The 13,336-nt window shown below is 66.2% G+C and carries 14 protein-coding genes, 2 tRNA genes and 1 pseudogene; 8 read left to right on the top strand and 9 right to left on the bottom strand.

Going from position 1 to position 13,336, the window contains the following annotated elements:
- Positions 1-52: 52 nt before the first annotated feature.
- Together K4043_RS07040 and K4043_RS07035 are read right to left on the bottom strand one after the other, a co-directional pair.
- Positions 53-418, bottom strand: a pseudogene (locus K4043_RS07040) (polymer-forming cytoskeletal protein); the annotation flags it as partial.
- 4 nt (positions 419-422) lie between these two features.
- Positions 423-1,172 (bottom strand): DUF6776 family protein, encoded by a 750-nt coding sequence (locus K4043_RS07035; protein WP_123729970.1) that lies wholly within the window; start codon positions 1,170-1,172, stop codon positions 423-425.
- 181 nt (positions 1,173-1,353) lie between these two features.
- Here K4043_RS07035 and K4043_RS07030 point away from each other — a divergent pair, with 181 nt between their 5' ends.
- The 3 genes from K4043_RS07030 to K4043_RS07020 are packed head-to-tail and all read left to right on the top strand — an operon-like array spanning position 1,354 to position 6,215.
- On the top strand, positions 1,354-1,980 hold the full coding sequence (locus K4043_RS07030; protein WP_123729969.1) for a DUF4126 domain-containing protein: 627 nt from the start codon (positions 1,354-1,356) through the stop codon (positions 1,978-1,980).
- Between the two features lie 57 nt (positions 1,981-2,037).
- Positions 2,038-3,897, top strand: coding sequence for an EAL domain-containing response regulator (locus tag K4043_RS07025; protein WP_265308719.1), 1,860 nt, complete (start codon positions 2,038-2,040; stop codon positions 3,895-3,897).
- A gap of 2 nt (positions 3,898-3,899) precedes the next feature.
- Complete coding sequence (locus K4043_RS07020; protein ID WP_265308718.1) at positions 3,900-6,215, top strand: ATP-binding protein; 2,316 nt, start codon at positions 3,900-3,902, stop codon at positions 6,213-6,215.
- A 1-nt stretch (position 6,216) separates the two neighbouring features.
- On the opposite strand, the gene bfr is transcribed toward K4043_RS07020, so the two are convergent.
- The 3 genes from bfr to K4043_RS07005 form a co-directional block, all read right to left on the bottom strand.
- Positions 6,217-6,687, bottom strand: coding sequence for a bacterioferritin (gene bfr / locus K4043_RS07015; protein ID WP_019185321.1), 471 nt, complete (start codon positions 6,685-6,687; stop codon positions 6,217-6,219).
- Positions 6,688-6,794: 107 nt separating this feature from the next.
- On the bottom strand, positions 6,795-7,001 hold the full coding sequence (locus K4043_RS07010; protein ID WP_088433582.1) for a (2Fe-2S)-binding protein: 207 nt from the start codon (positions 6,999-7,001) through the stop codon (positions 6,795-6,797).
- Positions 7,002-7,118: 117 nt separating this feature from the next.
- A complete protein-coding gene (locus K4043_RS07005; protein ID WP_121040607.1) occupies positions 7,119-7,751 on the bottom strand; it encodes an RNA pyrophosphohydrolase in 633 nt (210 codons plus the stop codon).
- A 121-nt stretch (positions 7,752-7,872) separates the two neighbouring features.
- Between K4043_RS07005 and K4043_RS07000 the strand changes: the two genes are divergently transcribed.
- Together K4043_RS07000 and K4043_RS06995 are read left to right on the top strand one after the other, a co-directional pair.
- A tRNA-Met gene (locus K4043_RS07000) sits at positions 7,873-7,949 on the top strand.
- Positions 7,950-7,998: 49 nt separating this feature from the next.
- Positions 7,999-8,073, top strand: a tRNA-Gln gene (locus K4043_RS06995).
- Positions 8,074-8,523: 450 nt separating this feature from the next.
- On the opposite strand, the gene rpsI is transcribed toward K4043_RS06995, so the two are convergent.
- Both rpsI and rplM read right to left on the bottom strand, forming a co-directional pair.
- The gene (gene rpsI, locus K4043_RS06990; RefSeq protein WP_017354549.1) at positions 8,524-8,916 is read right to left on the bottom strand and encodes a 30S ribosomal protein S9; all 393 of its coding nucleotides are present in this window, start codon (positions 8,914-8,916) and stop codon (positions 8,524-8,526) included.
- Between the two features lie 2 nt (positions 8,917-8,918).
- A complete protein-coding gene (rplM, locus tag K4043_RS06985; protein ID WP_017354548.1) occupies positions 8,919-9,347 on the bottom strand; it encodes a 50S ribosomal protein L13 in 429 nt (142 codons plus the stop codon).
- Positions 9,348-9,527: 180 nt separating this feature from the next.
- Between rplM and coq7 the strand changes: the two genes are divergently transcribed.
- On the top strand, positions 9,528-10,172 hold the full coding sequence (gene coq7 / locus K4043_RS06980; RefSeq protein ID WP_123729966.1) for a 2-polyprenyl-3-methyl-6-methoxy-1,4-benzoquinone monooxygenase: 645 nt from the start codon (positions 9,528-9,530) through the stop codon (positions 10,170-10,172).
- Between the two features lie 149 nt (positions 10,173-10,321).
- On the opposite strand, the gene sugE is transcribed toward coq7, so the two are convergent.
- Positions 10,322-10,639 (bottom strand): quaternary ammonium compound efflux SMR transporter SugE, encoded by a 318-nt coding sequence (gene sugE / locus K4043_RS06975; RefSeq protein WP_123729965.1) that lies wholly within the window; start codon positions 10,637-10,639, stop codon positions 10,322-10,324.
- Between the two features lie 168 nt (positions 10,640-10,807).
- The gene (gene speD / locus K4043_RS06970; protein WP_019185315.1) at positions 10,808-11,602 is read right to left on the bottom strand and encodes an adenosylmethionine decarboxylase; all 795 of its coding nucleotides are present in this window, start codon (positions 11,600-11,602) and stop codon (positions 10,808-10,810) included.
- A gap of 170 nt (positions 11,603-11,772) precedes the next feature.
- Between speD and crp the strand changes: the two genes are divergently transcribed.
- Both crp and K4043_RS06960 read left to right on the top strand, forming a co-directional pair.
- Positions 11,773-12,438 (top strand): cAMP-activated global transcriptional regulator CRP, encoded by a 666-nt coding sequence (gene crp / locus K4043_RS06965; RefSeq protein WP_123729964.1) that lies wholly within the window; start codon positions 11,773-11,775, stop codon positions 12,436-12,438.
- A 125-nt stretch (positions 12,439-12,563) separates the two neighbouring features.
- The gene (locus K4043_RS06960; RefSeq protein WP_123729963.1) at positions 12,564-13,325 is read left to right on the top strand and encodes a sulfite exporter TauE/SafE family protein; all 762 of its coding nucleotides are present in this window, start codon (positions 12,564-12,566) and stop codon (positions 13,323-13,325) included.
- The last annotated feature ends 11 nt before the right edge of the window (positions 13,326-13,336 follow it).

Here is a 13,336-nt window from a genome sequence, read left to right as displayed (position 1 = left end):
TGCCCTTGCCCTCGTCCGCATCCCCGGACGGCGGCGGCAGGGCCATCTGCGCCGAGGTGTGGATCAGGCGGCCGGTCAGCTGGGCGCCGGCGTGCATTTCCACCACCTGGTAATGGATGTTGCCGGTCACCCGGGCGCTCGGGGTCAGTTCGACCCGCTCGGTGGCGTGCACATCCCCGTCCAGGCGGCCGCTGATGACCACCACCTGGGCGCGGATCTCACCCTCGATGGCGCCATGCTCGGCCACCGTCAGGGTGGCGTTGCTGGCGCCGTCCTGGGCGATCACTTTGCCCAGGATGGTGCCTTCCACGTACAGACCACCGCTGAATTCCACGTCCCCGCGGATCACCACCTGCGCGCCGATCAGCGCGTCCACGACAAGATGTCCGTCGCGGTTGGATTTGTTGCTGCCAAACATGGGCTTATTCCCCTTCTTTTGCCGATGCCGCCGGTGCGCCGGCCTGCTTCCAATCGAATACCTGGGTGGCGCCCCCCGCGCCTGATCCCAGCGTGACCCGCACACGTTGCGGGGTGAAGCCTTGCGGCAGCATCACGCTGCCGGTGAGCTGCTGGAAGTACCGGAAGGAATAGTCCTGGCCCGGCACCTTGGTGCGCTGGTGCAGCTCGTCCCAGCTGACCGAGGTCAGCTTGCCGTCCTTGACGCCTTCCACCGTGAAGCGCATCTGCCCTTGGCTGATCGCCCCGCGGTTCAGGTTCTGGGTCAGCACCACGGCGTACTGCCAGGTGCCGCCGGTCTCCGGCGCGAACTCCACCGAATGGGTGTTCAGGCCCTTGCGCTGGCTGGTCGCACCGACCAGACGCTCGTAGAAGGCCACGTCGGCACGCAGGCCGGCGATTTCTTCGTCGCGCTCGCCCAGCGAGGCCTGAACCTCGGTGTTGGCGGCGCGGCTGATGCGGTCGGACGCCTGCAGGGTCGCCTGATGCTGCTGCAGCTCGATGAGCTGCTGCTGGAGGCGCTCATTGCGGGTTTCGGCGGCCTTGAGCTGGGTGCCGACGTCACCGCCGGGCGAGCCCAACCAGGCGCCAAGCAGCGCGGCCAGGACCAGCGACAGCAGCCAGGCCCCGCCCAGCACCAGCAGGCGCTTGCGGTCCTGCACGGGCGGCGCGCCCGGCCGGCGGATCTGGATGCGGGAAGGTGTGGGTTTATTCATGGCAGTCCTGGGCGACTGCGCCTGCCGGCGCTGTCGCAACGGCCCCTGTCTGGAACGACGGGCTAGTGTAAGTCAGGGGAAAGACCTTGTCCGCGCAGGACCGGGATCGGGGCAGTGGCGTTCATGGACGTCATCCCCGATAGTGTGCGCCTGTGCACATTCTGCAGCCGGAGCGCGTGCCATGACCGAAGCCCACCTGTTCGTGATCGGTATCCTGCTGGCCTGGCTGGCCGGTATCCGCGTGTACCTCACCGTGTTCGGCGTCGGCCTGGCCGGGCTGCTGGGCTGGGTCGATCTGCCACCCGCGCTGCAGGCCACGGAGTCCTGGTGGGTGCTGGGCACCTCGGCCGCGCTGGCCATCGCAGAATTCTTCGCCGACAAGATTCCCGGGGTCGATTCGGCCTGGGATCTGGTCCAGACGCTGGCCAGGGTGCCGGCCGGTGCGTTCCTGGCCGCCGCCACGCTCTCGCCCAGCGGCGAGCTCAGCGGCACCGCACTGGTGGCCGGCGCCGGCGTCGCGCTGGCCAGCCACGGGCTCAAATCCGGTACCCGCGCCCTGCTCAACACCTCGCCCGAACCGGCCAGCAACTGGGTCGCCTCGGCCGCCGAAGACACCGTGGTGGTCGGCGGACTCGCGCTCGCCCTTGCCCACCCATGGCTGGCGCTGATCCTGGTGGTGGCGTGCAGCCTGATCGGCGCCTTGATCGTGTGGATGATCTGGCGGACGTTGTGGAAAGGCGTGCGCTGGCTGATGCGCCAGGCCGACAGTGGCCAGACGCAGGTCAAACCGGGAACCCTGCCACGGTAATGCGCGCCCTGCCCTCGGGCGTTCGTCGCATAATTGCGGCGCAGACTGGGAGTACTGATGGCCGTTCACGACAACGTTGTTGCACCCCCTCGCGCCGTGCGCGCTGAAACGCCGCCGGCCGACCACTGGCAGCGCTGGCAGCGCCCAGGTGCGCCGGCGCCCGTGGCCAACAGCAATGTCATCCCGCTCAATGCCGCAGCGGCCAGCCCGCCGCCCCTGCTGCCGCCGCTGCCCACCGATGCCAGCCAGATGATCCCACCCGGTATCGACTCGCCGTACCGCGTCCTGATCGTCGAGGACGACCGCTCGCAGGCCCTGTTCGCGCAGAGCGTGCTGCACGGTGCCGGCATGCAGGCGCTGGTGCACAGCGATGCCGAGGGCGTGCAGCAGGCCATCGCCGAGCACCGTCCCGATCTGATCCTGATGGACCTGCATCTGCCCGGGCTGGATGGGATGCGCCTGACCGCGCTGATCCGCCAGCAACCCGGCCAGCAGTTGCTGCCGATCGTCTTCCTCAGCGGCGACCCGGATCCGGAGCGCCAGTTCGAGGTGCTCGACAGCGGCGCCGATGATTTCCTCAGCAAGCCGATCCGCCCGCGCCATCTGATCGCGGCCGTGTCCAACCGGATCCGCCGCGCACGTGCGCAGGCCGCCTCGCAGGCGGGCAACGCCGGCGCGCCGGTAATGAACAACCCCGAGACCGGCCTGCCCACGCGCCATCACGTGATGCAGCAGCTCGGCGCCTCGCTTGCCCATCGCGATCGCGGCGGCGTGTTCTTCATCGAGATCGCCAGCGCGCTCGGCCTGCGCGAACGCTATGGCTACGCGGCCTTCGAGCGGCTGATGACCCAGGCCGGTCAGCGCTTGGCCGATGCCGCCCAGCCCCACCTGCTGGCACGCCTGAACGACAACAGCTTCCTGGTGCTCGCCCGCAATGCCGACGAGGACACCCTGGATGCGATGGCGCATGCACTGCGCGAGCAGCTGTCCACGCGCGCCTTCGTGATCCGCGATGACGAATCGGTCCACCTGCGCGGCGTGGTCGGGCATGCCCAGCTTTCGCCGGGCTTCCCCGATGCGGGCAGTGCACTGGAAGCGGTCGAGCGCACCACCCTGCAGGCCCGCCTGCTGACCGCGGGCGTGGCCGCCTACGTGCGCCGCGAAGATGTGGCCGCGCAGGAACACCTGGCGTTGCTTGAAGGGCAGCTGGAACTGGCCTACCAGCCGATCGTCGCCGTGGCCGGTGGCAACACCGCGCAGTACCAGGTGCTGCTGCGGCTGCGCCAGGCCGATGGCAGCGTGCTGGCGGCCGGGCAGGTGATTCCGGCCGCCGAAGCGGCCGGGCGCATCGCCGATCTGGACCAGCAGGTGCTCGACCATGCGCTGGGTCTGCTGGATCTGTACCGCCACGCCGCGCAGCCGCTGCACCTGTTCGTCTCGCAGTCACTGCGCACCCTGGCCCGCGATGCCTTCGGCGACTGGCTGCTGGAATCACTGGCGAGCCGGCAGATTGACGGCAGCGCGCTGGTCATCGACGTGCGCCTGCCCGATGCGCTGATCCACACCGTCACCCTGCAGCAGTTCTGCACCCGCATGCATGCAGCGGGCGTGCGCTTCTGCCTGAGCCAGTTCGAGCCGGGCGATGAAGCCAATGCGCTGATGTCGCAGCTGCCGTTGGCCTTTGTGCGCATGGCGGCGCGCTTTTCCAACAGCCACACCAACCAGCAGACGCGTGACGAACTGCGTGCGGCGATCGATCTGGCGCACCGCGCCGGGCTGCGCATCATCGGCCAGCAGATCGAAGACCCGCAGGCAGCGGCCGCGATGTGGATCGGCGGGGTCGATTTCATCCAGGGCAACATGGTCCAGTCCGCGGGCAGCGAACTGAACTTCGACTTCCAGAACTCGGTGCTCTGAGCATGGGGCGCCATGGACGGCCCGCCCACTCGCCCACCCCGGCCTCGCTGTGGATCGCTGCCGCGGCGGCCGCAGTCTGCGCCACCGCTGGCGTGATGGCGCGGATCGGTGCCAATGGGCCATGGATCGACATCGCCGCCGGCACCGGCCTGCTGGCACTGATTGCCGGCATCCAGGCGGTACGCCGCTGGCGTGACTCGCAGGACCAGCTGGAGACGCTGCAGCGGCGCAATGAGGCATTGGTGCTCGAGCGCGATCAGCTGCAGCAGCGCCGGCAGCAGCAGAACCAGCTGGAACAGGAACTGCTCGGCGCCAAGCAGGCCGCCGAAGCCGCCGCATTGGCCAAGGGTGAATTCCTGGCGACGATGAGCCACGAGATCCGCACGCCGCTCAATGGCATCCTGCCGATGCTCGATCTGATCGCGCGCGGCCAGCTCGGCAGCGACCAGCGGCAGATGCTGCAGACCGCCGCCGCCAGTTCGCAGCAACTGCTGCGCATCGTCGATGACATCCTCGATTACTCGCGGCTCGAGGCCAAGGGCCTGAACCTGGAGATCACCACGTTCAATCTGCGCGAACTGCTCGAAGGTCTGGTGCAGTTGATGCAGCGCGCCGCCGATCCCAAGGGCCTGCAGCTGTCGCTCGAGCTGGATCCCGCGGTGCGCCTGTCCGTCCGGGGTGACCCGGTGCGCCTGCGCCAGGTGCTGAGCAACCTGCTGGTCAACGCAATCAAGTTCACCGAGCGTGGCCACATCCGGCTGCGCGTGCAGCGCCAGGGCGAGACCAACGCGCAGCACCAGCTGCGGTTCGAGATCGTCGACAGCGGTATCGGCATCGACGAGGCGCTGCAGGCGCGCCTGTTCCAGTCCTTCAGCCAGGCCGACGCCTCGACCACGCGCCTGTACGGCGGCACCGGGCTCGGCCTGGCGATCTGCAAGCGCATCATCGACCTGATGCACGGCCGCATCGGCGTGCACTCCACGCCCGGGCACGGCGCCACGTTCTGGTTCGAGATTCCGCTGCTCAAGGTGATCGGCGATCTGCCTGCCGCGCTGAGTGCGCGCCGTGCCCTGCTGGTCACGCGCGACCCGTTGCTGGCCCAGCGCATCGAGCGGGTGACCCAGCACCATGACCTGCGCCTGCACACGGTGGAGACCAGTGCCGAGGCGATCGATGCCCTGCGCGCGCCGCAGCGCCGTGGCATCGATCCAGTGTTGGCCTGGGTGATTGCAGACACCGATGGCCTGCGCCTTGGCGCCCAGGCACTGCAGAACGCGGTGGCCGGCAATGAGCGGCACCCGGAGGCGCAGCTGCTGTGGCTGTATGGCGATGAGGCGCCCGTGCCCGAGGCGCTTGGCCCCGGGCCGGCCCTGTCGCGGCTGGCCGCCGACAGCGAGCTGCATGCGGTGTTGCGCCCGGTGGTGCCCAGTGCGCGCCCGGCCGCGCTGCTGGCCGAGGTGGAATATGCCGGCTCGCCCACGGCGCTGCCGCAGTTCCCACTGCGTCTGCTGCTGGTGGAAGACAACAGCGTCAATCTGCTGGTCGCGCAACGGCTGCTGCAGGTGCTCGGCTGCGAGGTGGTCACTGCCACCCAGGGCGAACAGGCACTGGAGGCGCTGCGTACGCAGACGTTCGATCTGGTGTTGATGGATTGCCAGATGCCTGTGCTGGATGGCTACGACGCCACCCGCCGTTGGCGCGCCCATGAGTCTGCACAGGCTGCCGCGCGGTTGCCGATCGTGGCGATGACCGCCAATGCGATGGCCGGCGACCGCGAGCGCTGCCTGCAGGCCGGCATGGACGATTACCTGTCCAAACCGATCAACCGCGAAACGCTTCAGGTGGTGCTGGCACGGTGGAGCAGCGCGATGGCCGATGACGTCGCCTCGACACCGCCGCTGGCCACGCCATCGGCGCTGACCCCGGCACCGTCGCCCCTCGCACGCGACGAAACGCCCGCTGCGGTACTCGACCAGGACGTGCTCGATGAACTGCTGGACGTGATCGGCGCGGACACGGCGCGCATCATCGGGGTGTTCCTCGATGACACCCCGCCGTTGATCCGGCAGTTGCAGGATGCTTCGGTCGCCGCGGATCTGGACCAACTGCGGGCGCTGGCGCACAGTCTCAAATCGGCCAGTGCGAACGTAGGTGCGATGGCCCTGTCGGCCGCGGCCTGGCGGATCGAGCACGATGCCCGCGCCGGCACGCTGGAGCGCCCCGCCGTGGCGGTGGCGCTGTTGATCGCCGAGTTCGCGCGTGCACGGATCGCGCTGGCCGGCTATCACGCCCGCCTGCGCGTCCCGCTGCAGGGCTGACTCAGTCTTCGATCTTGGTCAGCAGGTAATTCGGCTCACCGATGCGCTCGATCAGGTCCAGCTGGGTTTCCAGCCAGTCGATATGCTCTTCCTCGGACTCGAGGATCTTCACGAACAGCTGGCGGCTGACGTAATCCCCGATCGAATCGGCATACGCCACAGCCTCGCGCAGCGTGACCACGCCATCGCGTTCCAGGCTGAGGTCGCACTGCAGGATCTCGGCCGGGTTCTCGCCGATGCGCAGCTTGCCCAGCGCCTGGAAGTTCGGCAGGCCTTCGAGGAAGAGGATGCGGTCGGACAGGATGTCCGCATGCTTCATCTCTTCGATCGATTCCTTGTACTCGTGATCGGCGAGTTCCTTCAGGCCCCAGTTCTTCAGCATCTTGGCGTGCAGGAAGTACTGGTTGATCGCGGTCAGCTCGTTGTAGAGGACCTTGTTGAGGAATTCGATGACTTTGGCGTCGCCCTTCATGAGCGTGCTCCTGCTGCGTGGAATCGCGGGCACTGTAGCGCGTCGCGCGCAGGCATGAAGGAACGCGAATCGTGCTCAGTTGCGGCCCGCAACGGAGCGGGCCCAGCTCAGGCGGCTTGCAGGCCGAGAACCGGCAGCGGCAGGTCGTGGGTGGCGCTGAACTTGGCCAGCAGGTCCGCCGCCATGTCCAGGCAGGAACCGCAGGTCGCGCCGCAGCCGGTGCGCATCGTCAACTCGGACACGCTCACGACACCGCTTTGCGCGGCTTCGCGGATCTGATGGTCGGTAACCCCGTTGCAGATGCAGACGTACACGTGCGGACTCGGCAGACAGGCCCGGATTGGCCTGCTGCTATTCCAATGGAAACGCGAATGGTTGTCAATTTCGAACCTGAATCATTCTCGATACGGTTCAGAGCCGCCGGAGATCGCTCAGACGGCGCCCGGCTCGCCCTTGGCCTTGCTGCGCGGCCAGTAGCCGCCACCCCGCTTGGGCGTGGTGCGCTTGCGCGGCCGGTCGTGACCGGCGGCGTTGCCCGGCATCCAGGCTTCCTGGGCGGACTTGGGCATCGTCTCCACCCCCGTCCCGGCCACCCCCCGTGCCAGCGGCGCCAGATGGCGCAGGGCACGCGCATAGACGCCCCGCTTGAACATCACCACATGTTCGACCGGGTACCAGAAATCGACCCAACGCCACTGGTCGAACTCGGGGCTGTCCGTATGGTCCAGGGTGACGTGGGATTCGTCTCCCGCCAGCCGGAGCAGGAACCACACCTGCTTCTGACCGATACAGACCTGCCGTTCATTGCGGCGGATGGCCCGTGCCGGCAGCCGATAGCGAAGCCAACCCGGCGTCGCCCCGAGCACTTCAACGTGCTCCGGCAACAACCCGGTTTCTTCCTGCAACTCGCGATACATGGCTTCGACAGGCGTCTCGTCGGTGTTCATGCCGCCCTGCGGGAACTGCCAGCCATCCCGGCGCACACGTCGTGCCCAGAAAACCTGCCCATCCTGCCGCATCAGCACAATACCGACGTTCGGTCGATAGCCGTCCGGATCGATCACGATGCGGACTCCTAGAAAAATCTACTGATCGGGACTGTGCCACGCCCGCTGCCCACTCACAAGCGCGGTGAAAAAGTGTTGACAGATTCCGAATACATCTCCAGAATTGCCGGCTCCCTGAGGCTATGTAGCTCAGCCGGTTAGAGCACAGCACTCATAATGCTGGGGTCGGTGGTTCGAGTCCACCCATAGCCACCAAGTCCGCTTGGTTTTTCAGGGAGAAAGTGCAATAATTGCACGCACATTTTGCCCCGTCGCCAAGCGGTAAGGCACCTGACTCTGACTCAGGCATTCGGTGGTTCGAATCCATCCGGGGCAGCCAAACAAAACAAAAGGCCTGATCGAAAGATCAGGCCTTTTGTTTTGTTTGGGCGTTTGTCCGGGCGCATCGCGCCCCGACCCCACAACTTGCGCAGCATGGTGTGGGCGCCAGCCCTCCCCTGCCACATCCCCGCGCCTGACGGCGCGCCCCCTTGGACGCCAAGGGGGCTGTTTCACCAGAGAGAGGGTGGAGACGGCCGACACCCTCCCCATGCCGGGCCGCGAAAGCAGCCGACCAGCGGTCGGCACTACCAACGGCGCTACCCCACATGAAACAGCGGCGAGCGCACCGGTGACGCCGGAGCCGTCGCCAGCCCTTGCTGCATCCGTCTGACAGCCAGCTGATCTGCGCGGCGGACACCCACCCCCGGAAACGACAAAAGCCCGGCCGAAGCCGGGCTTTTGCGTACCCCAGGGGGATCCCGAAGGATCCCACGCCAGGCGCGATGGATCAGCGCTTGGAGAACTGGGTGGCGCGACGTGCCTTGTGCAGGCCGACCTTCTTACGCTCGACTTCACGGGCGTCACGGGTCATGAAGCCAGCCTTGCGCAGCTCGGACTTCAGGGTTTCGTCGTACTCGACCAGTGCACGGGCGATGCCCAGACGGATCGCACCGGCCTGACCGGTGGTACCACCGCCAGCGGCGGTGACCATGATGTCGAAGCTTTCGGTGTTCTTGGTCAGTTCCAGCGGCTGACGCACGATCATGCGTGCAGTCTCACGGCCAAAGAACTCGTCCAGCGGACGGCCATTGACGGTGATGTTGCCGGCGCCCTTGCGCAGGAACACGCGGGCGGTGGAGGACTTGCGGCGGCCGGTGCCGTAGTTTTGCGTGATAGCCATGATTAGATATCCAGAACCTGAGGCTGCTGAGCGGCGTGCGGGTGCTCGGAACCCGAGTACACCTTGAGCTTGCGGTACATGGCGCGGCCCAGCGGGCCCTTCGGCAGCATGCCCTTGACGGCGGTCTCGATGACACGCTCCGGGTGGCGCTCAAGCGCCTGGGCCAGAGTTTCGGTCTTCAGGTTGCCGATGTAGCCAGTGAAACGGTGATACAGCTTGTCCTGCAGCTTGTTGCCGGTGACGGCAATCTTTTCTGCATTGATGACAACCAGGTAATCACCGGTATCAACGTGAGGGGTGTAAACCGGCTTGTGCTTGCCGCGCAGACGGCGGGCCAGCTCGGTGGACAGACGGCCCAGCGTCTTGCCGGATGCGTCGACGAGATACCAGTCGCGCTGGACGGTCTCGGACTTTGCAGTGAAAGTGCTCATGAAAGAACTCTAGTAGGTCGGGCTCATTACGGCGCAGTACGGCCGGAACTCTGCCACGCGTTGTGAAGAGGCGGGATTGTACTGGCCATGTCCGCCACATGCAAGTTGACCGGATTCCGGCTTGGCACGCCGGTCCGCGGGGGCGAGAATCGACAGTCCCCCGCCGCGACACTTCCTGCCATGACCGCGCTCCGCCAGATCACGCCGCTCGACCACCTGCTGACCGAAGCCCAGCGAGCCCTGGATACCGTGTTCGGCAATCCGCCCGCCAGCCGCCCCTACCCGGCCGAGGCCACTCCGGACGTGCAGATGGCCGCTCCCGAGCGCCGCCATGCAGCCGGGCTGATGCGCATCAATCATGTCGGCGAGGTCTGCGCCCAAGGCCTGTACTTCGGCCAGGCCGCCGTGGCCCGCGAGCCGGAAACCCGCGCGCACCTGCTCGATGCCGCCCAGGAAGAGACCGACCACCTGGCCTGGTGCGCCCAGCGCCTGCGCGAGCTGGACAGCCGCCCCAGCCTGTTCAACCCGATCTGGTATGCCGGCAGCTACACCATCGGCACCCTGGCCGGCCTGCGCGGGGATGGCTGGAACCTGGGCTTCGTGGTCGAGACCGAACGCCAGGTCGAAGCGCATCTGGACGAACACCTGGACACCCTGCCCCCGGCCGATCTGCGCAGCCGTGAGGTGATCAAGGTGATGAAGATCGACGAGGCCCGCCACGCCGACCACGCCGAGCATGCCGGCGCCCGGAAGCTGCCCGCACCGATCCCGTCGGTGATGGCGCTGGCCTCCAAGGTGATGAAGACCATCGCGTACCGCCTTTAAGCCTCCACCGCGCCGCGTGCATCTGGTGAAAAGCCCCCCCCCTGAGTCAGGGGGGCGCCGCGAAGCGGCGGGGGTATGGGTGTTCAGTGAGACGGGGGCCCACGGTTCGCACAGCGAACCGTGGGAGCGCCAGCGCGGATGCGAGGGCGTTACCCCGAGACCAGCTTCAGGCCGATCACACCGGCCACGATCAACGCGATGCAGGCCAGCCGCGACGGCGAGGCGCTGTCGCCGAACAGGAAGATGCCCAGCATCGCCACGCCCAGCGCGCCGATACCGGTCCAGATCGCGTACGCCGTGCCGACCGGAATGGATTTCATCGCCTGGCTCATCAGGTACAGGCTGACCAGCGCCGCGCCAACGGTGGCCAGGGTGGGAAGCGGCTTGCTGAAGCCTTCGGAGTACTTCATTCCGATGGCAAAGCCGATCTCGAACAGACCGGCAACGAGAAGATAGATCCAGGGCATGGGGATTCCTTGGGTTAACAAAAGCAAAACGGCCCGGTGTTTTCACACCGGACCGTCGTCGGTAGCTACCGTGGAACTGGGTTTTGCGCAAACACCGGTTCCACAGGGCGGGCCGTCCCGCCTGAACGAGGCCGCCCGGGCCAGGCCCGGGCGACATCGCGAAGTGCCTTACTCGGCCAGATTGCGCCCATGGAACAGCTCTTCGATCTCACGGCGCAGCAGCGCCTCGATCTTCATGCGTTCCTTGAACGACAGGTTCTTGGCCTTCTCTTCGAACAGGTACTGGTCCAGGTCGAAGTCCTTCAGGTGCATCTTCGTGTGGAAGATGTTTTCCTGATAGACGTTGACGTCGAACATCTCGTAACGGGACTTGATGTTCTTGGCCAGGAAGTTCTGGATCGAGTTGATCTTGTGATCGATGTAGTGCTTCTTGCCCTTCACATCGCGGGTGAAGCCACGCACGCGGTAATCCATGATCACGATGTCCGATTCCAGACTCTCGATCAGGTAGTTCAGCGCCTTCAGCGGGGAAATCACACCACAGGTAGCCACATCGATGTCCGCGCGGAACGTGGCGATGCCCTCCTGCGGATGGGTTTCCGGGTACGTATGGACAGTGATGTGGCTCTTGTCCATGTGCGCGACCACGGCGTCGGAGATCAACTCCTTGCCGGCCTGCTTCTTGTCGATCACCGGCTCTTCCGAGATCAGGATCGTCACCGAGGCACCCTGGGGGTCGTAGTCCTGGCGGGCCACGTTCAGGATGTTCGCGCCGATGATCTCGGCAACGTCGGTCAGGATCTGAGTCAGCCTATCGGCGTTGTACTCTTCATCAATATATTCGATGTAACGCTGACGCTCCTCTTCGGTGCGGGCGTAACAGACGTCATAGATGTTGAAGCTCAGCGCCTTGGTGAGGTTGTTGAAACCCTGCAACCTCAGGCGAGGCAACGGCTTGACCACGGCGGTCGATCCTGTGTGTGGTGGGAAAGAAGTAAGTATGGGGCAAAGTGATCGGACGCGAAACTTGCATTGAAACGAGTAGGTGTGTTCGGTTTGCCCTTCACAATTGGGATCGTTAAGCTCGCGGCACATAGCCGTGAATTCTTCATGAGCAATCGGAGCGCCTCAACGTGTCAACTGTGCGCCTTGCCGCAAGTCCATTAGCCCTGGATATCGCAACAATCGATCGCTTCCTGGCACACAGCCACCGCCGACGCTACCCCGCCCGTACCGATGTTTTCCGCCCGGGCGATCCGGCCGGCACCCTGTACTACGTGATCAGTGGCTCCGTCTCAATAATGGCTGAGGAAGATGACGATCGTGAGCTGGTGCTGGGCTACTTCGGCTCCGGTGAGTTCGTCGGTGAGATGGGCCTGTTCGTCGAATCGGACCGCCGCGAGGTGATCCTGCGCACCCGCACCCCGTGCGAACTGGCCGAGATCAGCTACGAGCGCCTGCATCAGCTGTTCCTGGGGCCGCTCTCGGCCGATGCCCCGCGGCTGCTCTACTCGATCGGCCAGCAGCTCTCCAAGCGCCTGCTCGACACCAGCAGGAAAGCCAGCCGCCTGGCCTTCCTGGACGTCACCGACCGCATCGTGCGGACCCTGCACGATCTCTCCCGCGAGCCCGAGGCGATGAGCCACCCGCAGGGCACCCAGCTGCGCGTGTCGCGCCAGGAACTGGCCCGCCTGGTCGGCTGCTCGCGTGAAATGGCCGGCCGCGTGCTCAAGAAACTCCAGACCGACGGGCTGCTGCATGCCCGCGGCAAGACCGTCGTCCTGTACGGCACCCGCTGATCCTGCCCGCGTAGTGCCGGCCGCTGGCCGGCAACCACGCAGATCCACACCCATGCCCGTCGACATGGACGAGGTTGCCGGCCAGCGACCGGCACTACCTGCCCATTTGCCGCTAGGCTGTGCGCATGGAACTTGGCAGTGAATTCTATTGGTTCATCCTGATCGGCCTCGGCGCGCAGCTGGTCGATGGCGCGCTGGGCATGGCCTTCGGGTTGATCTCCTCCTCCGTGCTGCTCAGCATGGGCCTGCCGCCAGCAGCGGTCAGCGCCAGCATCCACACCGCCGAAGTCTTCACCACGGGGGCCTCCGGGGTCTCGCACCTGGTCGCCGGCAACGTGGACCGCCGGCTGTTCCTGCGCCTGGCGCTGCCCGGCGCGGTCGGCGGCGTGGTCGGCGCCTACGTGCTGACCCAGCTTCCCGGTGACGTGATCCGCCCCTTCATCTATATGTATCTGCTGGTGCTGGCCATCTTCATCCTGCTGCGCGCGGCCGGACGGATGCTGCCGGCCCAGGAAGTGAAGCGGGTGCCCCTGCTGGGATTCGTGGCCGGCCTGCTGGATGCCAGCGGTGGCGGCGGCTGGGGTCCGGTGGCGACGTCCACCCTGCTCGCTCGCGGCGGCCAGGCCCGCACCACCATCGGCACGGTCAACGCCGCCGAGTTCGTGGTGACCCTCGCCGTGTCGATCACCTTCCTGCTGACCATGGGCGTGCAGTACCTGAACATCGTGGCCGGCCTGCTGATCGGCGGCATGATGGCTGCACCGGTGGCCGCGATCCTGGTCAAAAAGGTCAAGGAGCGCTGGGTGCTGATCGCCGTCGGCGTGCTGGTGCTGGGCATCAGCCTGTTCCAGATCGGGCATGCGATCGTGCAGTGGCGCGCAGGCTGAGCCGGACGCGA

The sequence above is a fragment of the Stenotrophomonas sp. SRS1 genome (assembly GCF_026130205.1).
In the GTDB taxonomy this organism is placed as follows: Bacteria; Pseudomonadota; Gammaproteobacteria; order Xanthomonadales; family Xanthomonadaceae; genus Stenotrophomonas; species Stenotrophomonas rhizophila_B.
Note: the sequence above shows the minus strand (reverse complement) of the source record. Positions and strands in the feature narration are given on the sequence as shown.

Bases quoted from the DNA above. Each gene is read 5' to 3' on its own strand.
- K4043_RS07035 (WP_123729970.1), bottom strand. From the start codon at position 1,172: ATGAATAAACCCACACCTTCCCGCATCCAGATCCGCCGGCCGGGCGCG.
- K4043_RS07030 (WP_123729969.1), top strand. From the start codon at position 1,354: ATGACCGAAGCCCACCTGTTCGTGATCGGTATCCTGCTGGCCTGGCTG.
- K4043_RS07025 (WP_265308719.1), top strand. From the start codon at position 2,038: ATGGCCGTTCACGACAACGTTGTTGCACCCCCTCGCGCCGTGCGCGCT.
- K4043_RS07020 (WP_265308718.1), top strand. From the start codon at position 3,900: ATGGGGCGCCATGGACGGCCCGCCCACTCGCCCACCCCGGCCTCGCTG.
- bfr (WP_019185321.1), bottom strand. From the start codon at position 6,687: ATGAAGGGCGACGCCAAAGTCATCGAATTCCTCAACAAGGTCCTCTAC.
- rpsI (WP_017354549.1), bottom strand. From the start codon at position 8,916: ATGGCTATCACGCAAAACTACGGCACCGGCCGCCGCAAGTCCTCCACC.
- rplM (WP_017354548.1), bottom strand. From the start codon at position 9,347: ATGAGCACTTTCACTGCAAAGTCCGAGACCGTCCAGCGCGACTGGTAT.
- coq7 (WP_123729966.1), top strand. From the start codon at position 9,528: ATGACCGCGCTCCGCCAGATCACGCCGCTCGACCACCTGCTGACCGAA.
- sugE (WP_123729965.1), bottom strand. From the start codon at position 10,639: ATGCCCTGGATCTATCTTCTCGTTGCCGGTCTGTTCGAGATCGGCTTT.
- K4043_RS06960 (WP_123729963.1), top strand. From the start codon at position 12,564: ATGGAACTTGGCAGTGAATTCTATTGGTTCATCCTGATCGGCCTCGGC.